The organism is Alsobacter soli (assembly GCF_003004785.1).
In the GTDB taxonomy this organism is placed as follows: domain Bacteria; phylum Pseudomonadota; class Alphaproteobacteria; order Rhizobiales; family Beijerinckiaceae; genus Alsobacter; species Alsobacter soli.
Genome location: NZ_PVZS01000001.1, coordinates 268468 through 292159, shown reverse-complemented (window position 1 = coordinate 292159; position 23692 = coordinate 268468). Strand labels below are relative to the sequence as shown.

Sequence of the window (23692 nt, the reverse complement as noted above, 5' to 3'; positions counted from 1 at the left end):
TCCCTGCGGGCGTCTCCGGTCCGAAGACCGGCGTGCGCCCGCTCAGCCCGCGTTTTTGCGGGCGGCGCGTTTACGACCGCGCGTGGCGGCCGAGCCGCGCACCGTCATCGTCGTCTTCGCACCGTTCATCCGCACTGGCGTCCGCCATCTTTTGCGAGGCTACGGCCCCGGAAATTGGGACAGCATCACTGTCCTATTGGGGCGGGACAATGCCAGATAACCCCACGCCGCACAAGGGCCAAAATTCGTCGTTTCTGCAAGAAAATTGCCCATGCCCTCGCGTGAGCGCAAGGAACGGAATGTCGCGTCTGCGGGCGCGCAAGGGTCTGACCCGCGGCTCACCGCGCAGCAGCACGGCGCCGCAGCGCCGGATTGCGTTTCCGGGGCTTGCAGGCGCGCCCGGGGCGTGCATCGTGCGGCGGCTTTGTTTCCCTCCGCAGGTGCGCACGCATGAACTTCGCCAGCGACAACGTGGTCGGCGCCAGCCGGCCGGTGCTCGAGGCCCTCCTGGCCGCCAACGACGGGGCCGAGCCGGCCTACGGCGCGGACTCCTTCACCAAGCGCGCCGAGGAGATGCTCGCGCGGGTGTTCGAGCGGGAGTGCTCGGCGTTCCTGGTCGCAACCGGCACGGGCGCCAACGCGCTGGCGCTGGCCGCGGCCACGCCGCCCTGGGGGGCGGTGTTCTGCCACGCGGAGGCGCACGTGCTGGACGACGAATGCGGCGCGCCGGAGATGTTCTCGGGCGGCGCCAAGATCGTCGGGATTCCCGGGGTGGGCGGAAAATTCGACCCCGCCGGCCTGGAGGAGGCGCTGGAGCGCTATCCGCGGGGCGTCGTGAAGGCGGTTCAGCCGGCGCTCGTCTCGATTTCCCAGGTGACCGAGGCGGGCACGCTCTACACGCTGGCCGAAATCCGCGCGATCGCGGACGTCGCCAAGCGGCATGGCCTCAAGACGCACCTCGACGGCGCGCGCTTCGCGAACGCGCTGGACGGCCTCGGCTGCACGGCGGCCGAGATGACGTGGAAGGCCGGCGTGGACATCGTCTCCTTCGGCGCCACGAAGAATGGCGGGCTCGCGTGCGAGGCCGTCGTCATCTTCGACAAGGCGCTGGCGGAGGACTTCCCTTATCGGCGCAAGCGCTCGGGACATACGGTGTCCAAAGGGCGGCTTCTTGGCGCCCAGATGGTCGGCTACCTGGAGAACGACCACTGGTTGGACAACGCGCGGCACGCCAACGGCGCGGCCCGGACGCTGTCGCGCGGGCTCGCCGCCGTCGCGGGCGTGCGGCTGCCCTGGCCCACGCAGGCCAACGAGGTCTTCGCCGTTCTGCCGGCGCTGGTGGCGAAGGCGGTCACAGGGGCGGGATACCGCTTCGCGCCCTGGTCGAGCGGCAGCCTGCCGGATGGCTTCTCGATCGGACCGGACGAGGTCTTCGCCAGGTTCGTGACCTCGTTCGCGACCCGGGCAGACGATGTCGAAGGGCTCCTGGCCGCAGCGAGGCAGGGCTGAGGAGGCCGGAACATCCGGCCGGGGCTCGTGTTTCCATAGTGTGAACGCCAAGCGGGCGTCGCAGGTCCGCCTTAATCGGTCCTTAACCCTTGCCGCGCCCGCAATACGAGGAGCCCGTCTCCATGTTCGCGTACACCGCCGACGGCTCGACCGCCTCGGTCTTCCGTTCCGTCCTTCGCCGCAGCGCGCTGGCGCTCGTCGCCTCGGTCGCGCTGGGCGGCTCCGCCTTCGCCGGCCCGCAGGCGATGCTGCCGCCGCCCCCGAGCGACCTGGTCAAGCCCACCCAGTGGTTCGGGGAAGACTCCGGGTCGAGCGAAATCGCCGACATCCTGTATTCCCGCTACGGCATGCAACGCGTCATGCGCATCCGGGCCACGGGCGATCTGTATCGCGCCGATGCTATCGACCGGCGTGGATACCGTGTCCGGGTCACCCTGGACGGGCGCGGTCGCATGCTGGACAGCTTCGTGGTGGGCTCTCGCGCCTATGACGCCCCCGTGCCGCTTCCTCCGCGCGGGGTGCCCGGCGGGGAGCGGTATCGCTACGTGGACCCGCAGGACGGCACGGAGTTGCCCCCGCCCGGCTACGGCCGCTACGAGCAGCGTTCCTATGAGCAGCGCTCGTATGGTGCGCCATCCTACGACCAACGCTACGCGCGCACGCCGGAGTCGCGTTCGTTCGAGCCGGATGGCGTAAATCCGGCTCCGGATACGCTGAGCCGGGAGCGGCCCTCCACCAGGGCGCCGAAGTCACGTCAGGCGCGCAACCCGGATGCGGCGACCGCGCCGGCTGCCCCGCGCAAGCCGAAGGCCGTGCCGAGCCTGCCCAAGACGGAGCACGCGGCTCCGGCCAAGCCCGCGCCAGAGAAGCCCGCCGAGACGGCGGCCCGGCCGGCTGCGCCCGAGCCCGAGGCCACGAAGCCCGTGACCCCCGCGCCCATGCCGGCGCCGGCGCCCACGGCGGTCCCGCCGACCACGACGCCTCCGGTGGTCGCCCCCGAAAAGCCGGCCGCCCAGGAGCCCCCGGCGGTGCGCCAGGCCGCGCCGGCCCCGCAGCGCATCCCGGAGCCGCTGGTCGATCCCAAGACGGGCCAGCCGACCGGCTCGGCTTCAGGCGGCGGCTCCGTCCCGGCGGCCCCACTGGACGACTCCAGCAAGAAGGCGGACACGCCGATGGTGCCTCCGGCCACGCTGGAGTGAACGCAACAAAAAGGGCGGCCGGTCGGCCGCCCTTCGCGTCTGGGACTTCGGTTCGCGCTTACGCGGCCGCCTTGGCGGTGGTGTCGATCACCGTCTTGGAACCCGCGTTGATCGGGATCAGGCGAGGCTTCTTGGCCTCCGGGATCTCGCGCACGAGGTCGATGTGCAGAAGACCGTTCTCGAGGCTCGCGCCCGTCACCTGGACGTAGTCGGCGAGCTGGAAGCGGCGCTCGAAGCTGCGGGCCGCGATGCCCTGGTAGAGCACCTCGCCGGGGCGGTCTTCCTGGGCCTTCTTCTCGCCGCGCACGGTGAGCGCGTTCTCCTTCGCCTCAATGGCGATGTCCTGGTCGGTGAAGCCGGCCACCGCGATGGAGATGCGGTAGGCGTTCTCGCCGGTGCGCTCGATGTTGTAGGGCGGGTAGCTGGCGGCGGAATCCGGGCCCGACATCTGGTCGAGCATGGAGAAGAGCCGGTCGAAGCCGACGGTCGAGCGGTAGAGGGGGGAGAGGTCGTAGTTACGCATAGCATATCCTCCTAGAAGCGACATGCGGGCGGTCCGCCTTCCGAGGCCGGACCGGCCGTCGCGCAGCCGTTGCGGCCTGCGCATCGCAGAGGTGGGCATGGCCCGTCGGCCGTTCAAGACCCCCATCGCAAGCGCCGTGCGCGGATGAACGGCGGGTGAACGGCTGCTTCCGCCGGCGTTCAGGGTCGGCATGCGACAAGGCGCGTCAAGGCGGGATCTGCGGCGATCCCGGAAGGCGTTCCCATGATGTCACGCGTATTCACCCTCTGCCTGGCGGCCAGCCTGATGGCCGCCACCCTGCGCCTCGCGCCCGGGCCGGCGCTGGCGGGCGACGACGTGTCCCGCGGCGGGCTCGAGTCCGGGGCGGTCGAGGCCGTGCTGTCCCGCCAGGGCTATTCCGAGGTGCGGAACCTGCGCCGCCGGGGCGGGCAGTGGGTGGCGGACGCGTCCGGACCGCGCGGCCAGAAGGTCCGCACGGTGGTGGATGCGTTCACGGGCGAGATCACCGGGCTGGCCCCCCTGCAGGGTTCCGTGCTCGCGCCGCCGACCCGCCGCGCGGCGGACGCACGGCTCTAGGGCGCATTGGGCCTTCCGGGGCGGCTGAACTCGGCTATCATTCGCGCGACCGCCTCGCCGGAGCCCCCGTGGACCTCGTCTCGACCCCCCAGAATCCGATTCCTTCCAAACCCGTCATGACGCGCGTCACCAGCGCGGGGGGCGTCCGCCTGCGCGTGGCTCGCTGGCGTCCTACGGGACGGCGCAGCCGCGGCACGGTGGTCGTACTGCAGGGCCGGGCGGAGTTCATCGAGAAGTATTTCGAGGTGGTCGCCGAGCTGCGTCGGCGCGGCTTCGCTGTAGTGGCCTTCGACTGGCGCGGGCAGGGCGGCTCGGACCGCCTGCTCAAGGATGCGCGCAAGGGGCATGTCGACGACTTCGAGGACTACGCGGCCGACCTTGCGGCCGTGATGGAGGGCGTGGTCCGGCCGTACTGCCCGGGTCCCGTTTTCGCGCTCGCGCATTCGATGGGCGGCTGCATCCTCCTGCGGGCGCTGCGGGCCGTTCCGGACCTCGTGGAGCGGGCGGTGCTCTCCGCGCCCATGATCGAGATTTCGGGGCTGCGGCGGCCGCGGCGCATCCACCTGCTGGCGGCCGGGCTCGACGTGCTCGGGCTGGGGGGCAGCTACATCCCGGGCGGAGGCCGCACGGCGGTCAACACGCGCCCCTTCGTGGGCAACCCGCTGACCCTGGACGCCGACCGCTACGCCCGGACGGCCGACATCATCGCCGAGGCGCCGGACCTCGCCCTGGGGGATCCCACCATCGGGTGGGTCCACGCCGCGTTCCGCGCCATGGATCCGTTCCGGGATCCCAACTACCCGCTCCAGCTGACGACGCCGATGCTCATCATGGCCGGCGGCGCCGACAGCGTGACGGTCACCCCCGCGGCCGAGCGGTTCGCGGCGCGCCTCAAGGCCGGACGCGCGATCGTGCTCCCGGGCGCCATGCACGAGCTCTTGGTGGAGCGGGACTGGGTGCGCGGGCTGTTCTGGACCGCGTTCGACGCCTTCATCCCGGGCTCGACGCCCGTGCGCGACCGGCCAGCGGAGGCCTCGACCCTGGCGGAGCCTGCCTAGCGCCGGTCAGGCGTTCAGAAGCTTCAGCACCTTCTCGTGGAGGCGCGGGTCGCCTGCGGCCACGATCGCGCCGCCCTTGGCGGCCGATTCGCCCGACCAGGTGGTCACGACGCCGCCGGCGCCCGTCACGATCGGGGCGAGGGCCACGATGTCGTAGGGCTTCAGGTCGGTCTCGATGACGACGTCGATTAGTCCTGCCGCCAGCATGCAGTAGGCGTAGCAGTCGCAGCCGAAGCGCGCGAGCCGCGCCTCGCGCTCCACACGCTCGAAGGCCTCCAGCTCGGCCCCGCGGAACATGCGCGGCGACGTGCAGGACAGGATGGCGTCGCCGAGGGACTCGCACGCGCGCGTGCGCAGCGTGCGCTCGCCCGTGGGCCCGCGCCAGCGCGCGAACCCGCCGTCGCCCGTGAAGCGCTCGCGCGTGAACGGCTGGTGCATCATGCCGTAGCAGGGCTCGCCGTGGCGGGTGAGGCCGATCAGGGTGCCCCACATGGGCAGGCCGGAGATGAAGGCCTTGGTTCCGTCGATCGGGTCCAGCACCCACACGAACTCCGCGTCCGTGCGCTCGTCCCCGTATTCCTCACCGATGATGCCGTGGGATGGAAAGGTGCGCTTGATCATCTGGCGCATGGCGGCCTCGCCGGCGCGGTCAGCCTCCGTAACCGGATCGAACATGCCGCCGCGGGATTTGTCGGCTGCAGCCAGGGTGGTTCGGAAGAAGGGCATGATCGCCGTCCCGGACAGGGTGGCGAGGTCGTCCACGAACGCTGCGAAATCGACGGCCGTCATGATCCATCCAGTCCTGGCGCAAGGGAATCCCCGGCGGGCGGGGCAGGTTCGACCGTGATAGTGAACATCGCCGGGCTTGGCAAACCGGGCTCGATGGGGCCCGGCGCACAAGGTTCATGCCAAAACCATTCTGCCCGAGACACTTCTGTGCTGCGGCGCACGCATGGCGGAAAGCCGAGTGGAATCAATGGCTGTCCTGCGTTTTCGACGCGGCAGATCCTCGCCCCGCGCCGCCGGGAGGCCTTGCGGATTGTGCGGTGCAATGACATATTCAGGGGGCGTCGGGACGCGCATCGCGCGTTCGACGCAGCCCTCCTTGGGCGTTTCCTCCCTAGACTTGGGCCGCCAGCGTCAGTTGGCGGCCTCTTTCTTTTTCGGGGCTGCTTTTGGGGCCGCAACTCACTCGGCGGCGAGGCGGCCTGCGCCCAGGTAATCGCTCATTTCCCGCATCAGCGCTTCGGCCACGGCCATGAGATCGTCCGCGACGCGGGCGAAGCCATGAGTGCGGACATAGCGACGCTCGTCCATGTAGAGGCTCCGGCAGATCTCGATCTGGATCGCGTGGCGGCCGCCGGCCGGGTCGCCGTAGTGCTCGGTGATGTATCCGCCGGCATAGGGCTTGTTCCGCGCCACGACGTAGCCGCGCTGGTGCAGCTCGTGCTCGATCACGTCCGCGAAGAATCCCGCCGCGCTGGAGCCATAGCGGTCGCCGATGACGACGTCCGCCTTGGACGCGTCTTCCCGTTGGGCGACCCCCGAGGGCATCGAGTGGCAATCGACGAGCAGCAGCGCGCCGAAGCGGCGCAGCGCGTTCTGGAGCAGGTTCTCCAGCGCGCGATGGTACGGCTTGTAAAGGTGCTCGATCCGCTGCAGCCCCTCGTCAACCGGGATGCGCCGGGCATAGATCTCCTGGGCGTCTCCGACGATTCGGGCGATCGTGCCGAGGCCGCCGGCGACGCGAAGGGAGCGGGTGTTGGCGTAAGCCGGCAGGCGCCCGTCGAACATGCGCGGGTCCAGTTCATAGGGCTCGCGGTTCACGTCCAGATAGGCCCGCGGAAAGTTGGCGGACATCAACGGCGCGCCGCGGCTCACGACGCCAGCGAACAGCTCGTCCACGAAGGTGTCCTCGGACCGGCGCAGGGTGATGGCGTCCAGACGCGAGCCCTTGACGAAACTGTCGGGATACACGCGCCCCGAGTGGGGCGAGTTGAAGATCAGGGGCGTTGTCCACGAAGCCGGTTCGGCGATCTGAAAGGGGGGTGCAAACAGGTCGGCAAAGGGGTTCGTCATCAGGTGTCCGCCACCGCAAAGGCTGGTATGAAGTCTGCCTGCAACCGCCCGGGCTGTCCACGTTCGGGACGGTTCTCGTCTTTCACGGGAAATTTACCCACCCCGCGCTTCATGATTCCGAGGTCCGGAGCTTTCCATGTCCGCTGAAACCATCAACACCCGCATCCTCCTGGCCGAGGACGACAACGACATGCGTCGTTTCCTGGTCAAGGCTCTGGAAAACGCAGGGTACAACGTCGCCTCCTTCGACAACGGGCTGTCCGCCTATAACCGGCTGCGCGAGGAACCGTTCGAGCTGCTGCTCACCGATATCGTGATGCCCGAGATGGACGGCATCGAGCTGGCCCGGCGCGCGACCGAGCTCGATCCCGACATCAAGGTGATGTTCATCACGGGCTTCGCGGCCGTGGCGCTGAACCCCGATTCGAACGCTCCGAAGGACGCCAAGGTGCTTTCCAAGCCCTTCCACCTCCGCGACCTCGTCAACGAGGTGCAGAAGCTTCTTCAGGCTGCGTGAATTCCGCCGGCGGCGGCCACGATGGCGCTTGCCATCCCGGGATCGAGCCGGTATACCCCCGCCACTCGCGAACGACCTCGGTCGTCGCCGGGCGCGTAGCTCAGCGGGAGAGCACTACGTTGACATCGTAGGGGTCACAGGTTCGATCCCTGTCGCGCCCACCATTTCGAAAGCCCCATGCAGCGCCACGGCGAGGCATGGGGTTTTTCGTTGCGCGCCGCTCGCTTTTCGGGGCGAGTTCCTGGAGAGCGGGGCTGGCGAAGCCTCGCGGTCGTGGGCGCCGGACGTGGTCGGCGCCACTGTGCGGCATCCATGAGCGACATCGACCAGCGAGACTTTCTGACGTTCACGCCCCCGGGTCACCGCGGCGCATGCGTCGTGCACCGGCGGGCCTTCCGCGTGCTGCTTCGCGGATGCGCAAGCCTGGAGGACTGCGAGCGCTTCCTTGCGCACCATCGCGGGGCTTTCGACCGGGCGGCGCTCGACAAGAAAACGCGCGCCCGGCTGGGGCCGGACGCGCGGTTCCACATCAACAGCCGCGACATTCGTCGCGCTCTGTCAGGACTTGAGCTCGGCTCCGCCGAATCGGCGCAGGAAATCGCCGGTCAGGGCTCCGAGGAGCGCCCATGAGATGAAGGTGGTGACCGTCACGGCGGTCGTGAACTGCCGCGAAAGAGCGTCCGGAACGGCGCTGGCGCCCTCGGCCAGCTGAGGGGCGCCGATCACGTGCGGCGCCACGACGAGCAAGCCGCCCAGGACGCCGAGCAGCACGGAGCGACCCAGGGCCATCAGCGCCAGGCCCGAGGCCGTGGCGAGCGCGGTTCCGATCCACCATGCCTGCCTTGCGCCGAGTTCGGCGGCGGGCGCGCCGGGCAGCTCCGGCGGCAGGCCCAGGCCCGGCGCAAGCGCGAAGGCGGCGAAGCCGCCGAGGCCCCAGAAGAGCCCCTCACGCCACGACGCAGGACGTCTCGCGACGACCAGCAGCCCGGCCAGGCCCAGCCCGAAGCCGATCCATTCCACGACGTTGAACAGCGCCGTGTAGGCGTTGCGCTCAAGGCCGTCCGTGGGCTCCCATGCGGCGGCCGCGTGGTCGTGCCCGCCGTGGTCGTGACCAGCGTGGTTGTGGCCGCCGCCGTCCTGCCCATGTGCGGATGCGGCGGCGGGCGCCTCAGGCGCGGGCGCCGCCTGCCTCGCGGCTTCCGCCTGCTTCTCGTAGACCTCAGCCTTGAGGATCAGGGGAATCGGGCCGACGTGCTGGATGGCCGTGACCGTGAGGCCGACGCACAGGCCCGCAGCCGCCGCCGTGAAGACGATGGCGCGAAACACCGACACGCAGACCTCCTCAGTGGCAGGGGAAGCCGTTTGCGTGGCGCGTGTCGTGGGCCGCGTTGTGCACCGCCCCGATATTCGAAAAGCCGGCGAAGCCGACGATGAACGCGCCCAGCAGAACGGCGAAGAGCGCCTGCGCGACCGCGGAGGTCGACTTGCTGGTCGAAGCGGGAATCGTGACGGTGGACTGATGCAACATGATCTACCCCGAGTTGCTGATGTCGCGGTCCCCCGTTCGGACCGCGGCTTGCCGGGGCAGGCGCGTCCGAACCAGGGGCGCATCACCCTGGTTGCGCGGCGGCAGGTCTCCTGACTTGCGGGTCGTCGCTCCGGCGAACCTTCCCAGCGTCCATGGACGCCAGTGGTCAACTCGCCTTCCCTCGCCGCTCACAGTTGCGGGGGCAGTCGCAGCCTTGGGCGCAAACCCTCACTGCGTTCCCTTTTCAGCCCCGAAGGGCGCCGTCGCGCCAAGCACCATACCGGGTTCTTCGCCGGCGTCCATCATGAACACGCCGCGCCAGGCGCCGGCTGTTTGTCCCGGGGCAAAGAACGCCCGGCCCGGCCGTTGCACAAAACAGGCATGCACGCGTCCACCCATACGCTCGATCCCGCAATCCTCCAGGCCATCGCGGATGTTCGCGACCCCGAACTGGGCGTCGGGATCGTCGACCTCGGGCTCGTCTACAGGGCCCGCAGGGCGCCCGGCCGAGTCGACGTGGCGATCACGTTGACGTCGCGGGGCTGTCCCCTGGCGGGGCTGATCCTCGAGGAAACGAAAGTCTGTCTCGAAGACCGCTTCGGGGCGGCGACGGCCGTCGGCGTCGAACTCGTCTGGGAGCCTCGCTGGACGCCGGATCGGATGTCCGGGGCGGCGCGCGCGCTTCTGTCCAGGTGAAAACGGAGACCCCCTATGTCGTGTGGCTGCGGCAATGTAACTGAGACCACCATCGACGTCCGGCAGATCGTGCCGAAGATGCGGCACCCCATCGTGTTCGGCACGTTCGACATGCTGTCACCGGGCGAAGCCTTCCTGCTGGTCAACGACCACGATCCCCGCCCGCTGCACTACCAGTTCGGCGAATACCGCCCCGGCGCGTTCGCCTGGGACTACGAGGAGCAGGGCCCGGAGGTCTGGCGCGTCCGGATCTCCCGCGTCCTGGACTGACGGTGGCCAGGGTTTCGAACGGGCGACTCCTGCTCCTCGCGATGGCGGGGAGCGCCATGATGCTGGGCCTGGCGGGCGGACTGTCCCGGCTGGGCTGGGGCGGGTCTACCGGCCTGGCGGCCGCCACCCTGCACGGGCCGCTCATGGTCTGCGGCGTGTTCGGAACCCTGATCGGCGTCGAAAGGGCCGTCGCCCTGGGCCGCTCATGGCCCTGGGCGGCGCCTGCGCTCGCGGCCGCGGGAGCGAGCCTCGTTCCGTTTGGCGCCCCCGCCGCGACGGTCGCGGCGGTCTTCGGCCTGGCGGCCGCCTGCTATGCGGCTGTGACGACCTATCTCGCCAGGGAAGAACCCGGCCTGCCATCCGCCGCGATGCTCTTTGGCGCGCTCTCCTGGTTCGCGGGCTGCGTGGCCTGGCTCACGACTGGGTCCACCGCCGAAGGGGCGGGCTGGTGGCTGATGTTCCTGATCCTGACCATCGGGGGCGAGCGGCTGGAGATGAGCCGGCTGGTGCGGCCCTCACGCTGGGGGGACGCGGCGTTTCTGTTCGGCGTCAGCCTCATGGGCGCGGGCGCCGGGGCAGGGCTGCTGGAGCCCGCGGGCTCCGCGGTCTTCGGCGTGGGCCTGGCGCTTCTCGTGGCGGCCCTGGTCGGCCGCGACGTGGCCCGCGTCAACATCCGCCGACAGGGCGACGTGCGGTATTTCTCGACCTGCATGCTGGCCGGCTACGGCTGGCTCGCCCTTGCGGCGGCGATCCTGGCGACGGCTCCCTTCCTCGATCTTCCAGGCCGCTACGACGCTCCGATCCATGCCGCCATGCTCGGCTTCGTGGGCTCGATGGTTTTCGGCCATGCGCTGATCATTCTCCCGGCGGTGCTCGGGGTGCGGCTGCGGTTCTCACCCGCGCTGTATGTCCCGCTCTGCCTGCTCCACGGCGCGATCCTGCTGCGGGTGGGTGGGGCGCTCGGGTCTCTGGAGACCGTGCGCATGGCGAGCGGGCCCCTGACCGTGGCCGCCTTCGCCGCATTCGCAGCCTGCCTGGTCGGGGCCGGCCGGGCACCGGAGCGGGCGCGGCCCACGGGAGCGAGGGGCTAGAGCCATGGCGCGCAATCCCGATCTTCCACTCGTTTACTCGTGCTCGGGATGCTCCAGCGCGGCGCAGCTCGCCAACGCGGTCGCCGTGCGGCTCGACCGCAGGGGGCACGCCGAGATGTCATGCATCGCGGGCGTTGGCGGAGATGTCCGGTCGCTGGTGCGGACGGCGCAGTCGGGCAGGCCGATCGTGGCCATCGACGGCTGCGCGCTGGCGTGCGTGCGCAATTGCCTGGCGCGGCAAGGGGTGACGCCGACCGTTCACCACGAACTGGGTCAGGTCGGCGTGCGGAAGCGCTACGGGGCCGATTTCGACCCCGCGGATGCCGACCGGGTGTTCCAGCTCGTCCGGGACGGACTTCCGGGAGCGGCCATCCGTGCTGTCATGGAGGACGAGCCCGCATGAGCGCCGCAACCGCTTCGGTGATCTCCCGGGTGGAGGTCGTGCTGCGCACGGTGGAGTTGGACTGCGCATGCCGGGCTCGGCTCACGGACGCGCTGGCGCGCTTCGCCGAACTGGAGGCGCGCCGCGAGGCGCGGCGCGAGCTCGCCGAGTCCCGACGCCAGCGTGACCTGATCGCCGGCATCGTGGCGCTGATGTCGGATCTCGACGAGATCGCCTGCGACGAGGCGGACGCGAGCGTCTACGCCGAGCTGGCCTATCTGTTCGACGACGTCGCCGAGGCGGCCCGCAAAGGGGCCGGCGCGCTGCGCAGCCTGGCCGCTGGAAGCGGCGAGCCGCCCAGCCAAGACGCGGCGGCGCTTCGCCGGGAGCAAAGGGCGACTCATGACTGACTTGGCGCGGACCGACCTGGCGCGGACCGACCTGGCGCAGATCGGCGACGCGGACGAGGGCGTGTGGATCATCTTCCGCGGCCTGCCGGGTCACCCGATGATGTGGGTGCTGATCCTGAGCGAATTCGTGGTGTTCGGCGCCATGTTGTGCGCCTTCGCGGTCACGCGGCGGCTCCATCCCGAGGTGTTCGCGGCCGGCCAGGCCCAGCTCAGCCCGGCCTTGGCGGCGCTCAATACGGCTGTGCTGGCGACCAGCGGCTGGTGCGCGGCGCGCGGGGCCGAGGCGGCGGGCCTGCGCCGTCCGGGGCGGGCCCGGGCATGGATCGCGACTGCGATCGTGCTCGGCCTGGGCTTCCTTGGCGTCAAAGGCTTCGAATATGCGGGGGAGATCGCAGCCGGGCACGGACTCGAGGGGGATGTGTTCTTCACCCTCTACTTCCTGCTCACGGGCTTCCACGCCCTTCACGTGGCGCTCGGAGCCGTGATCCTGGGCGTTGTCGCCTGGGGAGCGGATGACGAGGCGGTCGAGACCGGAGCGGCGTTCTGGCACATGGTCGACCTCGTCTGGATCGTGATGTTCCCCGTTGTGTACCTGATCGGGTGATCCCATGGATGTTTTGACCCGGCGGGCCGATTTCGCTTGGCTCGCGCTTTTGCTGATCATCGGCGGCGCGGTCGTCGCCCTGCAGGCTGGCCTGCCGAAGGGGATCCTGGACGGGATCGTGGTGGCGGCCCTCCTGGCGAAGGCGCGCCTGGTGGCGATGGACTTCCTTGGGCTGCGCTGGGCGCCTGCCGGTTGGCGGCGGGGCATCGGCGCCGGGGTCATCACGGTGGCAGGCCTGGCCTGGGCCCTCGCCGTGATCGGCTGATCGTAGGCGAGGTGTCGGCCTGGGCGTAGCCGCCGGCTTCTGCCGCTGCGCCTTCTTGTTCCCCTCAGGTTCCATTCCGCGCGTCCCGCCGAGGGGCGGAACATTGCCGCGCGCGGGCGATTTCCGGCCCATGCGACATGAGCCTGCCGCTTCGCGGGACCGCCGGGCGCGGCTTCGCGGGCGGCTGCGCCCGTCTGAACGCCGAGGAAGGAGCCGCCCATGAAAGCCCTGGTCTGGCACGGCAAGGAAGACATTCGATGCGATAGCGTCTCGGATCCGGAGATCCAGGATCCTCGCGACGCCATCATCAAGGTGACCAGCTGCGCGATCTGCGGTTCGGACCTGCATCTCTTCCACAACTTCATTCCCGCCATGCTGCCGGGCGACATCATGGGCCACGAGACCATGGGCGAGGTGGTCGAGGTCGGCTCGGGCGCGAGCGGCAAGCTCAAGAAGGGCGACCGGATCGTCGTTCCGTTCACCATCATCTGCGGCGAATGCGACCAGTGCCGGCGGGGCAACTTCTCGGTGTGCGAGCGGTCCAACCGCAACAAGGCCCTGGCGGAAAAGGCCTTCGGGCACACCACGGCCGGGCTCTTCGGCTACACGCACCTGACCGGCGGCTACCCGGGCGGACAGGCCGAATATCTCCGCGTGCCGTTCGCGGACGCCACCCACATCAAGGTGCCGGACGGAATCCCGGACGAGAAGCTGCTGTTCCTCAGCGACATCTTCCCGACCGGCTGGCAGGCGGCGGCCCAGTGCGACATCGAGCCGACTGACACGGTCGCGATCTGGGGGTGCGGGCCCGTGGGCCAGATGGCCATCCGCAGCGCCATCCTGCTCGGCGCGAAGCAGGTGGTCGCCATCGACCGCCTGCCGGAGCGGCTCGGCATGGCGGCCGCGGGCGGGGCGATCACGATCAACTTCGACGAGGAGAGCGTGATCGAGCGCCTGAACGAACTCACGGGCGGCAAGGGCCCGGAGAAGTGCATCGACTGCGTGGGCATGGAGAGCCACGTCTCCCTGTCCTACCCGGACACGATCTACGACCGCGCCAAGCAGTTCATGATGTTGGAGAACGACCGACCGCATGTGCTGCGCGAGATGATCTACGTCTGCCGGGGCGGCGGCGTGCTCTCGATCCCCGGCGTCTACAGCGGCCTCGACGACAAGATCCCCCTTGGCATGCTGATGAACAAGGGCCTGACCGTCCGGACCGGGCAGACCCACGTCAACAAGTGGACGGACGACCTGCTGCGGCGGATCGAGGAAGGGCAGATCGATCCCTCCTTCGTCATCACCCACACCGTCGGGCTCGAGGACGGGCCCGAGATGTACAAGACGTTCCGCGACAAGCAGGACGGCTGCGTCAAAGTCGTGCTCAAGCCCTGAGAGGTGATGCGATGAATTTCCTGTCCAACATCACCCGCAGCGAAGGCGACCCCAGGATCCTGCGCACGGGCCCCAGCTCGCTCAGCATGACCGACAAGCTGGCGCGAGGCCTGGGCTGGTTCAGCATCGGGCTCGGCCTTGTGGAGCTCGTCGCGCCCCGCAAGCTGACGCGGGCGCTCGGCATGGAAGGCATGGAGCCTTTGGTGCGCGCCTATGGGGCCCGCGAGCTGGCGGCCGGAGTGGTCACGCTCTCGCCGGACAAGCAGGTCGGGCTCACGAGCCGCGTGGTGGGCGACGCGCTCGACATCGCGACCCTGCTGGCAGCCATGGGCCCCCGCAACCGCCGGCGGGACAATGTCGGGCTGGCTCTCGCGATGGTGGTCGGGGTGACCATGCTCGACATCGCGGCCACCAAGGCGGTCGCCGTCCGGCATGGCCGCAAGAGCAATGGCGACGCCCGCCGCTACGCGGACCGGACCGGCTTCCCGCAAGGCGTCGAGGCGGCCCGGCGGGTGGCGACGGCCCAGCGGCAGGGCGCCTGAACCGGAACACGGGACGCTGCGGCGCGTTCGTTGGGAAAAGGAGGCTTCGATGGGCCCACGTGACAGTGATCCCCGGCGCCGGATGCGCAATCCGATGAAATGGGCGGTCGCCCTTGCGCTGGTGGTCGCCGCGCTGCTGATCGCTGTGGTGACGCCGACGATGTTCGGGCACGCGCCCAAGGCGCCGCCGAACGCGCCTCGCTACCCGGTGGGCACGAGCCCCAATGCGGACGTGCCGCCCGCGCCGGGCTCTCCCGGCTCGGCGGTCTCGCCAGGCTCCTCCGTGTCGCCGCCTCAACCTGCAGCGCCGGCACGGCAGTAATCAGATTGCTCTTTCTTGAGCCGGCCGAAGCATCCCGCTTCGGCCGGCTTGTCTTTGTTTGCTTTTCGAACAGATTGCGAGCTCTTCACATTCCCGTGTGGAACCCAAATCTAAGTCTCTGGTTGAGAGGGCCTGATTGTACCCGGCGCGGTGAGACCCTTCATGCGGCTTGCTCGGCTCTCGGCTCTCCTGATCTCCGTCGCTTTGGCCGGACCTGTTTTCGCGCAATCACCGACTGTTACCCCGCCGCTCTCGGCCGCCCCGAAGGACGACGGCCAGTGGACCATGCCGGCGAAGAACTTCGCCAACACGCGCTACAGCGAACTCAACGAGATCAACCTCTCGAACGTCGCAAACCTGCGGCCTGAGTTCACCTTCTCGCTCGGCGTGAACCGTGGCCAGGAGTCCCCCGCCGTGATGGCGGGGAACACGCTCTACATGGTGTCGCCTTATCCCAACACGCTCTATGCGCTCGACCTGACCAAGCCGGGCGCGCCCATGAAGTGGCGCTACGATCCCAAGCCTGAGCAGGCCTCGCAGGGCGTGGCCTGCTGCGACGTGGTCAACCGCGGCCCGACGGTGGCGGACGGCAAGGTGTTCATGTCGACCCTCGACGGCTCCATCATCGCGGTGGACGCCGAGAAAGGGACGATGATCTGGCGGACCAAGATCGCCGACATCAACATGGGCGAGACGGTCACAATGGCCCCCTTCGTGGCGAAGGGGAAAGTCTTCGTCGGCAACTCGGGCGGCGAATACGGCGTCCGCGGCTGGATTCAGGCGCTCGACGCCAACACCGGCAAGCCCGTCTGGAAGGCCTTCAGCACGGGGCCCGACAAAGAGGTCCTGATCGGGCCGGACTTCAAGCCGTTCTACGACGCCGACAAAGGCAAGGACCTGGGGATTTCGACCTGGCCGCCGGACGCCTGGAAGCACGGCGGAGGCACGGTCTGGGGCTGGGTCGCCTACGACCCCGACCTGAACCTGCTCTACAATGGCGTCGGCAATCCCGGGCCCTGGAACTCCGCGCAGCGGCCGGGCGACAACAAGTGGACCAACTCGGTCTTCGCCCGCGACATCGATACGGGGCAGGCGCGCTGGGCCTACCAGGCCACCCCCCACGACCTGTTCGACTGGGACGGCATCAACGAGAGCATCCTGCTCGACATCACCTGGAAGGGGCAGCCCCGGAAGGTGCTCGTCCGGCCCGAGCGCAACGGCCATCTCTATGTGATCGACCGGGCCACCGGCGAGGTGCTGTCTGCGGAAGCCTACGCCTACACGAACACGACCACCGGCGTTGACCTCAAGACGGGCCGGCTGCAGCGCGTCGGAGACAAGGAGCCGTCGGTGGGCAAAGTCCTGCGGGACGTATGCCCCACCGCGCCGGGCGCCAAGGACTGGAACCCGTCGTCCTTCTCCTCATCCACGGGCCTGCTCTACATCCCCCACAACAACCTGTGCATGGACTGGGAGTCCCAGGAAACCAACTACATCGCCGGGACGCCCTTCGTGGGCGCCGAGGTGCGCATGAAGCCAGGTCCGGGCGGCCACATGGGAGAGGTCACGGCCTGGAACATCCTCGAGGGCAAGCCGGCCTGGGTCATCAAGGAGCGCTTCCCCGTGTGGAGCGGGGCGCTCTCAACGGCCGGCGACCTCGTCTTCTATGGCGACATGGAAGGCTGGTTCAAAGCCGTGAACGCCAAGACGGGGGAGGTTGTCTGGCAGTTCAAGACCGGCTCGGGGATCATCGGGCAGCCCACCACCTATCGCGGTCCCGACGGGCGCCAGTACGTGGCCATTCTGTCGGGCGTCGGCGGCTGGTCCGGCGCCATCGTGTCCGGAGACCTCGACCCGCGCGACGGCACGGCTGCGCTGGGTTTCGTGAACGCCATGCGCGACCTCAAGAACGCCACCACGGCCGGAGGGATGCTCTATGTGTTCCGGCTCCCTTAAGGCCTTGATGGCGGCGTGCGCCATGGGGGCGCTCCTCGGAGCCTGCCAGCGCGAGGAGCGGGACCAGCGCCCCTCGCCGGTGGCGTCCGAGACCCGGGAGCAGGTAGCCCTGACCACCAACTCGGCGGGGCCGAGCCCGCCCGAGATCCGGGTGAGCGGCAAGGGGGCCAAGTACGAGGCGAGCGCCTACGATCAGAGCCAGGGCAAGAAGTACTACGCCTGGTTCAACTGCAACGGCTGCCATTCCAACGGCGGCGGCGGCTCCGGGCCGCCCCTGATGGACGACCGCTGGATCTATGGCGGCTCGATCGAGAACATTGTGCAGACGATCCGGGAGGGCCGGCCCAACGGCATGCCCTCCTTCCGGGGCAAGATCCCGGACGAGCAGATCTGGCAGATCGCCGCCTATGTGCGGTCCATGTCGGGCAACACGAGCTCCGACTCTGCGCCGCAGCGCAACGACTCCATGCATCCGCATCCGTCCGAGAGCCGGACGCCGCCCAGTCCGCCGGTGAACGGCGGCACCGTCGCGCCGAGCCCCAGCCGATGAACGGCCCCGGCCGCCATGCATGTTGGAGCGCCCGCGCAACCAGGTGGGCCGTTATTGCGAGCGCAGCGAAGCAATCCAGGAGCGCCGCGCGCCGAGCTTTCCTGGGCCGGGCCTCCCTGGATTGCTTCGTCGCTGCGCTCCTCGCAATGACGGCGGGGAGGCGCACCCGCTTGGTGGCGCTTTCCTTGCCGTCGGTTCTGACAGGGTGCGAACGTTGGCCTGACGCGCTCGACCCGAAGGCGCCAGAGGCGCACGACATCGCGTGGCTGATCTGGACGTTCACGGGCCTGCTCGGGGCCATCTGGCTGGCGGTCGTGATCGCGATGCTGATCGCCATCCGGGGCGGGAGGCGGGTGGCTCCGCCTGCGGCGGGAGCTACTCCTCTCGACGCGCTGGCGTTGCATCCGGCCGGCGAGCGCAGCCGCACGGTCATCGTCGGCGTCCTGGGCGGGCTTACCGCGCTCACCGTGCTGGTGCTGACCGGGCTCAGCTACGCCACCCAGCGGTCGCTGTTCGCCCCCCGCCAGGAGGGGCTCAGCATCCTGGTGACCGGCAAGCAGTGGTGGTGGGAGCTCCAGTACGAGGACGCGGATCCGAGTCGGATCGTGGAGACCGCCAACGAGATCCACGTCCCGGTGAACGTGCCGGTGACCCTGAAGCTCGAAGCCTCCGACGTGATCCACAGCCTCTGGGTTCCGCGCCTCATGGGCAAGGAGGACCTGATCCCGGGGCGGCAGAACGTCAAGCGCGTGTTCGTGACGCAGCCGGGTGTCTACCGGGGCCAGTGCGCCGAGTTCTGCGGGCAGCAGCACGCCCACATGGGCCTTCTGATCGTCGCCGAGCCCATGGCGGACTTCGAGCGCTGGCGAGACCGGCAGCGGGCTGAAGCCGCGTCTCCGTCCAGCGACGAGCAGCAGGCCGGGCACGACGCCTTCCTCAAGCGCTCCTGCGTGATGTGCCACCAGATCCGGGGCACGGACGCCGGCGGGCGCTCCGGCCCGGACCTCACGCATGTCGGTTCGCGCATGACGCTGGCCGCCGGCACGCTGCCCCTGACCCGCGGAAGCCTCGCGGCCTGGATCGTCGACCCGCACGGGGTGAAGCCTGGGGTGGACATGCCGCTCACCAAGCTCGAACCCGACGAACTCAACGCCATCGCGGCCTATCTCGAGAGCCTGAAATGACCGACGTGGCGATCCGGGCCAGCGAAAAAGACCTGCGCGACACCGACCTCGCGGCCGAGGACCTGCACGATCGGCTGAGCAGGGCCTGGGGGGCCAAGAGCGGGCTGATCGGCTGGCTGTCGGATGTCGACCACAAGGCCGTGGGCCGGCGCTACATCTTCACGGCCTTCGTCTTCCTCGCGCTGGCCGGCAGCGCCGCGGCGCTGATGCGGCTCCAGCTGGCGCGGCCCGAGTCGCAGCTCATCGGGCCGGACCTCTACAACCAGCTGTTCACGATGCACGGCACGACCATGATGTTCCTGTTCGCCGTGCCCGTAATGCAGGCCTTCGCGGTCTACCTGGCGCCGCTGATGGTGGGCACGCGCAACATCGCGTTCCCGCGCCTCACCCTGTTCAGCTACTACGTCTACGTGCTGGGCGGCCTGATGATCTGGGTCGCCTTCCTGATGAACATCGGCCCGGACGTGGGCTGGTTCGCCTATACGCCGCTCTCGGGCCCGCAGTTCTCGCCGGGCAAGCGCTCCGACATCTGGGCGCAGATGATCACCTTCACGGAGGTGTCGTCGCTGGCCGTGGCCGTGTCGGTGATCGTCACGGTGTTCAAGCAGCGCGCGCCGGGGATGACGTTGGACCGCATTCCCCTGCTGGTCTGGGCGATGCTGGTCACCTCGTTCCTGATCATGTTCGCGATGCCCGCCGTGATGCTGGCCTCGACCATGCTGATCCTGGACAGGCTGGTCGGCACGCATTTCTTCAACTACGCCGAGGGGGGCGACACCCTCTTGTGGCAGCACCTGTTCTGGTTCTTCGGCCACCCCGAGGTCTACATCATCTTCCTGCCCGGGACGGGCTTCGTCTCCCAGATCGTCGGCACGTTCTCGCGTCGTCCGGTGTTCGGCTACCTGCCCCTGGTGCTGGCGCTGGTGGCGACAGGATTCCTGTCGTTCGGCCTTTGGGTGCACCACATGTTCGCGACGGGCCTGCCGCAGCTCGGCGCGAGCTTCTTCACGGCGTCGAGCATGCTCATCGCCGTGCCGAGCGGCCTGCAGATCTTCTGCTGGATCGCCACGCTCTGGGGCAGCCGGCCGGTGCTGGCGACGCCCATGCTGTTCGTGCTCGGCTTCCTTTTCATCTTCGTGCTGGGCGGCATGACGGGCGTGATGGTGGCCTCCGTGCCGATCGACCTGCAGGTCCACGACACCTACTTCGTGGTGGCGCATTTCCACTACGTGCTGATCGGCGGCGCGGTGTTCCCGCTGCTCGGGGCCGTCTACTACTGGTTCCCCAAGATCACGGGCCGGCTGATGAGCGAGCGGCTCGGCAAGTGGAACTTCTGGACCGCCTTCATCGGGTTCAACGTCGCATTCTTCGGAATGCACATCCTGGGCCTGATGGGCATGCCGCGGCGCGTCTACACCTACCAGCCGGACCTCGGCTGGGGGCCGCTGAACATGGTCTCCACGGCCGGCGCGCTGCTGCTTGCGGCGAGCTTCGGGCTGTTCTTCATCAACGCCCTCGTCAGCATGCGCTCGGGCGCGCCCGCCGGGAACAACCCGTGGGGCGCCGGCACGCTGGAGTGGGCGACGCCTTCGCCGCCGCCGGTCTACAACTTCGCGCGCTACCCGATCGTGCGGCACCGCGAGCCGCTCTGGGCCGAGGGCGACGAACTGCCGGTCGCGCACGGCCTGATGGTGAGTCAGCGCGAGCTGCTGATCACCACGCTCACGGAAGCGCGGCCTGACCTGCGCGAGGGCACGCCGGACGGATCCATCTGGCCCTTCATCGCAGCGCTGGCGGTGGCGGTGGCGTTCATCTGTTCGATCTTCTGGGCGATCGCGGCGGTGTGGGGCAGCGCGCTGGTCGGGCTGACGCTCATCGGCTGGTTCTGGCCCAAGAGCGTGACGGAGGACGTGACATGAAGCTGCGGCCGGTCACGGACCTTTCGGGGCTGCCCACCTACGGCTATGGGCCGCAAAGCCCGATCTGGTGGGGCACGCTCGGCTTCATGGCCCTGGAGGGGATGGGTTTCGCGCTCGCCATCGGGGCCTATCTGTACCTCTACCACCTCGCGCCCGGTTGGCCGCTCGCCGACCGTCCGCCGAACCATTGGCCAGGCACGCTGATGACGGCCGTGCTGCTCCTTTCGGCCTGGCCCAACAAGCTGGTCGACCGGGCCGGGCATGAGGAGGACCTGCCCAAGGTCCAGCGGTTGCTGATCGTGATGTCCGTGATCGGGCTCCTGACGCTCGTCATCCGGTTCTGGGAGTTCACGCAGCTCTACGTCCGCTGGGACCAGAACGCCTATGGGTCGCTGCTGTGGCTCCTGCTTGGGCTGCACTACACGCACCTGATCACGGACGTGGGGGACACGCTGGTGCTGACCGCTCTGATGTTCACCAAGCACGCCCGGGGCAAGCGTTTCAGCGACGTGAGCGACAACGCGTTCTACTGGTATTTCGTGATCGGCGCGTGGCTGCCGATGTACGTGCTGATCTATTGGGTGCCGCGATGGTAGGCCGCCAAGCCGTTCCACGCCCGGCGGATGTCGAGCCCGCCGGAGCGGGCGTCCATCACCCCCGCTTCGGCTGGGCGGGCCTGGCTCTGGGGCCTGGCGCCTGGGCGGTCAACACTCAGGCCAACCTGACGCTGACGCCCTTCTCCTGCGGGTCCGGGACGCCCTGGCCCGTATACGTGTCGATCGCGATGGCCGTTCTGTCCCTGGCCGGCGCCGCGATCTCGGCCGTGGTGTTCAGCCGGGCCGGCGGGCTGGCGCGCTACCGCGAGCGAGGGGACGGGCGTCCAGGCCTTTTCCTCGCCGGCGTCGGCATCGGCGCGGGCGCGCTGTTCGCCATCGTGATCCTGACCCAGGGGGCCGCGGGGCTCGTCTTCATCGGGTGCGAGCGATGAGGCGGGCGCCTGCGCTGTCGCTCTGCGTTTTCGCGCTGGCGGCTTCGGCTGGTCCGGCGCTGGCCCATGCGGGCCACGCCGCGGAGGGTCCGGGCTGGTTCGAGGATCCCTGGGCCACGGCCATGCTGGCCGTTTCGGGCGGGCCTTACGCCGTGGGGACGGTGCGGCTCTGGGGGCGGGCAGGCGCCGGGCGCGGGATCGCCCGCTGGAGGGCCGCCTGCTTCGCGGCCGGGTGGCTCTCGCTCGCGCTGACCCTGTGCTCGCCTGTCGCTGGCTGGTCGGAGCGCCTTTTCGTGGCGCACATGATCGAGCATGAGCTGATGATGACCCTGGCCGCCCCGCTGCTGGTGATCGGGCGGCCGCTGATTGGCATGCTGTGGGCCTTCCCGCGCCGCGGGCGGCACGCCGTCGCCGCCTTTTTCGGGGCTGGGCCGCTGCTCCGGCTGTGGAACGCGCTGACGGAGCCGCTCACCGCCACGGTGCTGCACGGCGCGGCGCTTTGGGCCTGGCACGCGCCGTCCCTGTTCGCCCTGGCGCTGGAGAACCCGTTCTGGCACGCCGTCCAGCATCTCAGCTTCTTCGGCACCGCGGTGATGTTCTGGTGGTCGCTGGCCAAGTCCCGGGCCTATGGCGCCTCGGTGTTCTGGCTGTTCGCCACCAGCCTGCACAGCGGCTTCCTTGGCATCCTGATCGCGCTGGCGCGGGCTCCCTGGTACCCCGGGCAGGGGGAGGCCAGCGCGCAGTTCGGCCTCAGCCCGCTGGAGGATCAGCAACTCGCCGGTCTTGTGATGTGGGTCCCGGCCGGGGTCGTCTACGCCGGGGCGGCGCTGGTTGCGATGGGGCTCTGGATCCACCGGTCGAGCCGGACCGCGGGAGGTCGCCATGTTCCGCTCGCGTCTTGAACGCCTGCTCGTGGTCGGGGGCGTCATCGGCGCGATGGCGGCCTTCGGCCGCTACCTGGGCTCCCATGTATGGCGCCGCGACATTGTGGCGCCATCGCGCTTCGTGGCCGTTGCGAGCCCCACGATCCTGGGCGATTCCGGCCAGCGGCATGGGCTGGCGGCTATCGGGGCAGTGATTCTGCTCGCCGCGAGCGTGGGCGGCTGGTCGTGGTGGAATGCCTCGCGCCATCGCGCGGAGTTCAGGAGCGCGCTGATCGAAGGGGATCCCGGGCGGGCGCCTGACCTCGTGCGGCGCTACGGATGCGGGGGATGCCACACGCTCACGAGCGTCCGCGGCGCGGCAGGGCGGGTCGGGCCGCCGCTCGACACCGTCGGACAGCGCGTGTTCCTGGCGGGGCGGCTGCCGAACACGCCGGAGAACCTGGCGCGCTGGATCCACGACCCGCATGGCGTCGATCCGCAGACTGCCATGCCCAACACCGGCATCTCGATCGACGACGCGCGCAACGTGGCGGCCTATCTGCTCCAGGAAGCGCCGCGCTGACCGCGCTTCGGCCCTGAGCGCGCGCGTACTGCCCAGCGGCCAGCGGAACATGCGGGCGCGGACGCCGTTGAGGGCTCTGATCCCCCGCATGTTTGGAGAATTCGCATGACGATGTCCGATGGCGGCTCCGACACCATCCGCTCGGAGTTCATCACCGGCCTGCGCAACGCTCATGCGCTGGAGAAGCAGGCCCGCCAGCTGATCGAGCGCCAGCTCGAGCGCGTCAAGAGCTACCCGGACGTGGCCCAGAAGCTGCGCCAGCACCTGGACGAGACCAACGCCCAGGAGGAGCGCCTCGACCAGCTCCTGGCGCGCTTCGACGAGAGCCGTTCCGTGCTGAAGGACATGGCGACCCAGTTCATGGCCAACATGGGCGCGATGACCCACGCCATGGCGGACGACGAGATCCTGAAGAACACCTTCGCCAACCTGGCCTTCGAGAATTTCGAAATCGCCTCCTACAGGTCACTGATTTCGATAGCGAAGGCCGGCGGGTTCAGCCAGGAGGCCCAGGTGCTCCAGCAGTCCCTCAACGAGGAACTCGCCATGGCGAAGTGGATCGACGAGCACGTCGACGACGTCACCCAGCAGTACCTGAGCCTCAAGGCCAGCGGCCAGAAGGCCGACCGCTGATCCAGCCCTGACCTTTGAGAGCCGACGCCGCCGTCCGGCGGGCGGCGTTG

The 23692-nt window shown here is 69.3% G+C and carries 29 protein-coding genes, 1 tRNA gene and 1 riboswitch; of the genes, 25 read left to right on the top strand and 5 right to left on the bottom strand.

The window, feature by feature from the left end; genetic code table 11:
- Positions 1-450 precede the first annotated feature (450 nt).
- Complete coding sequence (locus SLNSH_RS01425; protein ID WP_106334847.1) at positions 451-1509, top strand: threonine aldolase family protein; 1059 nt, start codon at positions 451-453, stop codon at positions 1507-1509.
- Between the two features lie 122 nt (positions 1510-1631).
- Positions 1632-2708, top strand: coding sequence for a hypothetical protein (locus tag SLNSH_RS01420; RefSeq protein WP_106334846.1), 1077 nt, complete (start codon positions 1632-1634; stop codon positions 2706-2708).
- 58 nt (positions 2709-2766) lie between these two features.
- Here the strand turns inward: SLNSH_RS01420 and SLNSH_RS01415 are convergent, their stop codons facing one another.
- Entirely contained in the window at positions 2767-3231 is a 465-nt protein-coding gene (locus SLNSH_RS01415) for an Hsp20 family protein (RefSeq protein WP_106334845.1), read from the bottom strand.
- A gap of 243 nt (positions 3232-3474) precedes the next feature.
- Between SLNSH_RS01415 and SLNSH_RS01410 the strand changes: the two genes are divergently transcribed.
- A complete protein-coding gene (locus SLNSH_RS01410; RefSeq protein ID WP_106334844.1) occupies positions 3475-3807 on the top strand; it encodes a PepSY domain-containing protein in 333 nt (110 codons plus the stop codon).
- A gap of 116 nt (positions 3808-3923) precedes the next feature.
- Complete coding sequence (locus SLNSH_RS01405; protein WP_106334908.1) at positions 3924-4865, top strand: alpha/beta fold hydrolase; 942 nt, start codon at positions 3924-3926, stop codon at positions 4863-4865.
- A 6-nt stretch (positions 4866-4871) separates the two neighbouring features.
- On the opposite strand, the gene hisN is transcribed toward SLNSH_RS01405, so the two are convergent.
- Together hisN and SLNSH_RS01395 are read right to left on the bottom strand one after the other, a co-directional pair.
- Entirely contained in the window at positions 4872-5654 is a 783-nt protein-coding gene (gene hisN / locus SLNSH_RS01400) for a histidinol-phosphatase (RefSeq protein WP_106334843.1), read from the bottom strand.
- Positions 5655-6053: 399 nt separating this feature from the next.
- Positions 6054-6944, bottom strand: coding sequence for an N-formylglutamate amidohydrolase (locus SLNSH_RS01395; protein ID WP_106334842.1), 891 nt, complete (start codon positions 6942-6944; stop codon positions 6054-6056).
- Positions 6945-7095: 151 nt separating this feature from the next.
- On the opposite strand from SLNSH_RS01395, the gene cpdR reads away from it, so the two are divergent.
- Positions 7096-7461 (top strand): cell cycle two-component system response regulator CpdR, encoded by a 366-nt coding sequence (gene cpdR, locus SLNSH_RS01390; RefSeq protein WP_245421961.1) that lies wholly within the window; start codon positions 7096-7098, stop codon positions 7459-7461.
- An 89-nt stretch (positions 7462-7550) separates the two neighbouring features.
- A tRNA-Val gene (locus SLNSH_RS01385) sits at positions 7551-7625 on the top strand.
- A gap of 394 nt (positions 7626-8019) precedes the next feature.
- Here SLNSH_RS01385 and SLNSH_RS01380 read toward each other — a convergent pair.
- Together SLNSH_RS01380 and SLNSH_RS01375 are read right to left on the bottom strand one after the other, a co-directional pair.
- Positions 8020-8793 (bottom strand): CbtA family protein, encoded by a 774-nt coding sequence (locus SLNSH_RS01380; RefSeq protein ID WP_106334840.1) that lies wholly within the window; start codon positions 8791-8793, stop codon positions 8020-8022.
- 10 nt (positions 8794-8803) lie between these two features.
- Positions 8804-8989 (bottom strand): CbtB domain-containing protein, encoded by a 186-nt coding sequence (locus SLNSH_RS01375; protein WP_106334839.1) that lies wholly within the window; start codon positions 8987-8989, stop codon positions 8804-8806.
- 83 nt (positions 8990-9072) lie between these two features.
- Positions 9073-9269, bottom strand: a riboswitch (cobalamin riboswitch).
- 101 nt (positions 9270-9370) lie between these two features.
- On the opposite strand from SLNSH_RS01375, the gene SLNSH_RS01370 reads away from it, so the two are divergent.
- The 19 genes from SLNSH_RS01370 to SLNSH_RS01280 all read left to right on the top strand — a co-directional run bounded on the left by SLNSH_RS01370 (position 9371) and on the right by SLNSH_RS01280 (position 23642).
- Entirely contained in the window at positions 9371-9685 is a 315-nt protein-coding gene (locus SLNSH_RS01370) for a metal-sulfur cluster assembly factor (protein ID WP_106334838.1), read from the top strand.
- Positions 9686-9700: 15 nt separating this feature from the next.
- Positions 9701-9955, top strand: coding sequence for a DUF2249 domain-containing protein (locus SLNSH_RS01365; RefSeq protein WP_106334837.1), 255 nt, complete (start codon positions 9701-9703; stop codon positions 9953-9955).
- Positions 9956-10011: 56 nt separating this feature from the next.
- The gene (locus tag SLNSH_RS01360; RefSeq protein WP_106334836.1) at positions 10012-11046 is read left to right on the top strand and encodes a hypothetical protein; all 1035 of its coding nucleotides are present in this window, start codon (positions 10012-10014) and stop codon (positions 11044-11046) included.
- A gap of 4 nt (positions 11047-11050) precedes the next feature.
- Positions 11051-11449, top strand: coding sequence for a putative zinc-binding protein (locus SLNSH_RS01355; protein ID WP_106334835.1), 399 nt, complete (start codon positions 11051-11053; stop codon positions 11447-11449).
- Positions 11446-11838 carry a hypothetical protein gene (locus tag SLNSH_RS01350; protein WP_106334834.1) on the top strand — a complete coding sequence of 131 codons (393 nt, stop codon included), beginning with the start codon at positions 11446-11448 and terminating at the stop codon, positions 11836-11838. Before SLNSH_RS01355 ends, SLNSH_RS01350 begins: the two co-directional genes overlap by 4 nt.
- Positions 11831-12442, top strand: coding sequence for a cytochrome c oxidase subunit 3 family protein (locus SLNSH_RS01345; RefSeq protein WP_425352963.1), 612 nt, complete (start codon positions 11831-11833; stop codon positions 12440-12442). Before SLNSH_RS01350 ends, SLNSH_RS01345 begins: the two co-directional genes overlap by 8 nt.
- A gap of 4 nt (positions 12443-12446) precedes the next feature.
- A complete protein-coding gene (locus SLNSH_RS01340; protein ID WP_106334833.1) occupies positions 12447-12707 on the top strand; it encodes a hypothetical protein in 261 nt (86 codons plus the stop codon).
- A 219-nt stretch (positions 12708-12926) separates the two neighbouring features.
- Positions 12927-14102, top strand: coding sequence for a zinc-dependent alcohol dehydrogenase (locus tag SLNSH_RS01335; RefSeq protein WP_106334832.1), 1176 nt, complete (start codon positions 12927-12929; stop codon positions 14100-14102).
- An 11-nt stretch (positions 14103-14113) separates the two neighbouring features.
- On the top strand, positions 14114-14644 hold the full coding sequence (locus tag SLNSH_RS01330) for a hypothetical protein (protein WP_106334831.1): 531 nt from the start codon (positions 14114-14116) through the stop codon (positions 14642-14644).
- Positions 14645-14693: 49 nt separating this feature from the next.
- Positions 14694-14966, top strand: a complete 273-nt coding sequence (locus tag SLNSH_RS01325) for a hypothetical protein (protein ID WP_146140142.1) — start codon at positions 14694-14696, stop codon at positions 14964-14966.
- A gap of 162 nt (positions 14967-15128) precedes the next feature.
- A complete protein-coding gene (locus SLNSH_RS01320) occupies positions 15129-16922 on the top strand; it encodes a methanol/ethanol family PQQ-dependent dehydrogenase (RefSeq protein ID WP_106334829.1) in 1794 nt (597 codons plus the stop codon).
- 22 nt (positions 16923-16944) lie between these two features.
- Positions 16945-17472 carry a c-type cytochrome gene (locus SLNSH_RS01315; protein ID WP_245421950.1) on the top strand — a complete coding sequence of 176 codons (528 nt, stop codon included), beginning with the start codon at positions 16945-16947 and terminating at the stop codon, positions 17470-17472.
- Between the two features lie 146 nt (positions 17473-17618).
- Positions 17619-18656: a cytochrome c oxidase subunit II gene (locus tag SLNSH_RS01310; protein ID WP_106334827.1), complete on the top strand. Its 1038-nt coding sequence runs from the start codon at positions 17619-17621 to the stop codon at positions 18654-18656.
- Positions 18653-20575: a cytochrome c oxidase subunit I gene (gene ctaD, locus SLNSH_RS01305; RefSeq protein ID WP_106334826.1), complete on the top strand. Its 1923-nt coding sequence runs from the start codon at positions 18653-18655 to the stop codon at positions 20573-20575. Before SLNSH_RS01310 ends, ctaD begins: the two co-directional genes overlap by 4 nt.
- Positions 20572-21171, top strand: coding sequence for a cytochrome c oxidase subunit 3 (locus tag SLNSH_RS01300; protein ID WP_106334825.1), 600 nt, complete (start codon positions 20572-20574; stop codon positions 21169-21171). The genes ctaD and SLNSH_RS01300 overlap by 4 nt, the downstream gene beginning before the upstream one ends.
- Positions 21165-21563, top strand: a complete 399-nt coding sequence (locus tag SLNSH_RS01295) for a hypothetical protein (RefSeq protein ID WP_106334824.1) — start codon at positions 21165-21167, stop codon at positions 21561-21563. Before SLNSH_RS01300 ends, SLNSH_RS01295 begins: the two co-directional genes overlap by 7 nt.
- Entirely contained in the window at positions 21560-22465 is a 906-nt protein-coding gene (locus SLNSH_RS01290) for a cytochrome c oxidase assembly protein (protein WP_106334823.1), read from the top strand. The genes SLNSH_RS01295 and SLNSH_RS01290 overlap by 4 nt, the downstream gene beginning before the upstream one ends.
- Positions 22446-23009, top strand: a complete 564-nt coding sequence (locus SLNSH_RS01285; protein ID WP_245421948.1) for a c-type cytochrome — start codon at positions 22446-22448, stop codon at positions 23007-23009. Before SLNSH_RS01290 ends, SLNSH_RS01285 begins: the two co-directional genes overlap by 20 nt.
- 105 nt (positions 23010-23114) lie before the next feature.
- Positions 23115-23642, top strand: coding sequence for a ferritin-like domain-containing protein (locus tag SLNSH_RS01280; RefSeq protein WP_342587850.1), 528 nt, complete (start codon positions 23115-23117; stop codon positions 23640-23642).
- Positions 23643-23692: the final 50 nt, after the last annotated feature.

Coding starts and splice junctions, on each gene's coding strand:
- SLNSH_RS01335 (WP_106334832.1), top strand. CDS start 12,927: ATGAAAGCCCTGGTCTGGCACGGCAAGGAAGACATTCGATGCGATAGC.
- SLNSH_RS01280 (WP_342587850.1), top strand. CDS start 23,115: ATGACGATGTCCGATGGCGGCTCCGACACCATCCGCTCGGAGTTCATC.
- SLNSH_RS01320 (WP_106334829.1), top strand. CDS start 15,129: ATGCGGCTTGCTCGGCTCTCGGCTCTCCTGATCTCCGTCGCTTTGGCC.
- SLNSH_RS01295 (WP_106334824.1), top strand. CDS start 21,165: ATGGTAGGCCGCCAAGCCGTTCCACGCCCGGCGGATGTCGAGCCCGCC.
- SLNSH_RS01360 (WP_106334836.1), top strand. CDS start 10,012: ATGATGCTGGGCCTGGCGGGCGGACTGTCCCGGCTGGGCTGGGGCGGG.
- hisN (WP_106334843.1), bottom strand. CDS start 5,654: ATGACGGCCGTCGATTTCGCAGCGTTCGTGGACGACCTCGCCACCCTG.
- SLNSH_RS01330 (WP_106334831.1), top strand. CDS start 14,114: ATGAATTTCCTGTCCAACATCACCCGCAGCGAAGGCGACCCCAGGATC.
- SLNSH_RS01415 (WP_106334845.1), bottom strand. CDS start 3,231: ATGCGTAACTACGACCTCTCCCCCCTCTACCGCTCGACCGTCGGCTTC.
- SLNSH_RS01425 (WP_106334847.1), top strand. CDS start 451: ATGAACTTCGCCAGCGACAACGTGGTCGGCGCCAGCCGGCCGGTGCTC.
- SLNSH_RS01315 (WP_245421950.1), top strand. CDS start 16,945: ATGGGGGCGCTCCTCGGAGCCTGCCAGCGCGAGGAGCGGGACCAGCGC.
- SLNSH_RS01325 (WP_146140142.1), top strand. CDS start 14,694: ATGGGCCCACGTGACAGTGATCCCCGGCGCCGGATGCGCAATCCGATG.
- SLNSH_RS01375 (WP_106334839.1), bottom strand. CDS start 8,989: ATGTTGCATCAGTCCACCGTCACGATTCCCGCTTCGACCAGCAAGTCG.
- SLNSH_RS01410 (WP_106334844.1), top strand. CDS start 3,475: ATGATGTCACGCGTATTCACCCTCTGCCTGGCGGCCAGCCTGATGGCC.
- SLNSH_RS01355 (WP_106334835.1), top strand. CDS start 11,051: ATGGCGCGCAATCCCGATCTTCCACTCGTTTACTCGTGCTCGGGATGC.
- SLNSH_RS01340 (WP_106334833.1), top strand. CDS start 12,447: ATGGATGTTTTGACCCGGCGGGCCGATTTCGCTTGGCTCGCGCTTTTG.
- SLNSH_RS01370 (WP_106334838.1), top strand. CDS start 9,371: ATGCACGCGTCCACCCATACGCTCGATCCCGCAATCCTCCAGGCCATC.
- SLNSH_RS01405 (WP_106334908.1), top strand. CDS start 3,924: ATGACGCGCGTCACCAGCGCGGGGGGCGTCCGCCTGCGCGTGGCTCGC.
- SLNSH_RS01420 (WP_106334846.1), top strand. CDS start 1,632: ATGTTCGCGTACACCGCCGACGGCTCGACCGCCTCGGTCTTCCGTTCC.
- SLNSH_RS01290 (WP_106334823.1), top strand. CDS start 21,560: ATGAGGCGGGCGCCTGCGCTGTCGCTCTGCGTTTTCGCGCTGGCGGCT.
- SLNSH_RS01345 (WP_425352963.1), top strand. CDS start 11,831: ATGACTGACTTGGCGCGGACCGACCTGGCGCGGACCGACCTGGCGCAG.
- SLNSH_RS01310 (WP_106334827.1), top strand. CDS start 17,619: ATGACGGCGGGGAGGCGCACCCGCTTGGTGGCGCTTTCCTTGCCGTCG.
- SLNSH_RS01285 (WP_245421948.1), top strand. CDS start 22,446: ATGTTCCGCTCGCGTCTTGAACGCCTGCTCGTGGTCGGGGGCGTCATC.
- SLNSH_RS01365 (WP_106334837.1), top strand. CDS start 9,701: ATGTCGTGTGGCTGCGGCAATGTAACTGAGACCACCATCGACGTCCGG.
- SLNSH_RS01350 (WP_106334834.1), top strand. CDS start 11,446: ATGAGCGCCGCAACCGCTTCGGTGATCTCCCGGGTGGAGGTCGTGCTG.
- SLNSH_RS01300 (WP_106334825.1), top strand. CDS start 20,572: ATGAAGCTGCGGCCGGTCACGGACCTTTCGGGGCTGCCCACCTACGGC.
- ctaD (WP_106334826.1), top strand. CDS start 18,653: ATGACCGACGTGGCGATCCGGGCCAGCGAAAAAGACCTGCGCGACACC.
- SLNSH_RS01395 (WP_106334842.1), bottom strand. CDS start 6,944: ATGACGAACCCCTTTGCCGACCTGTTTGCACCCCCCTTTCAGATCGCC.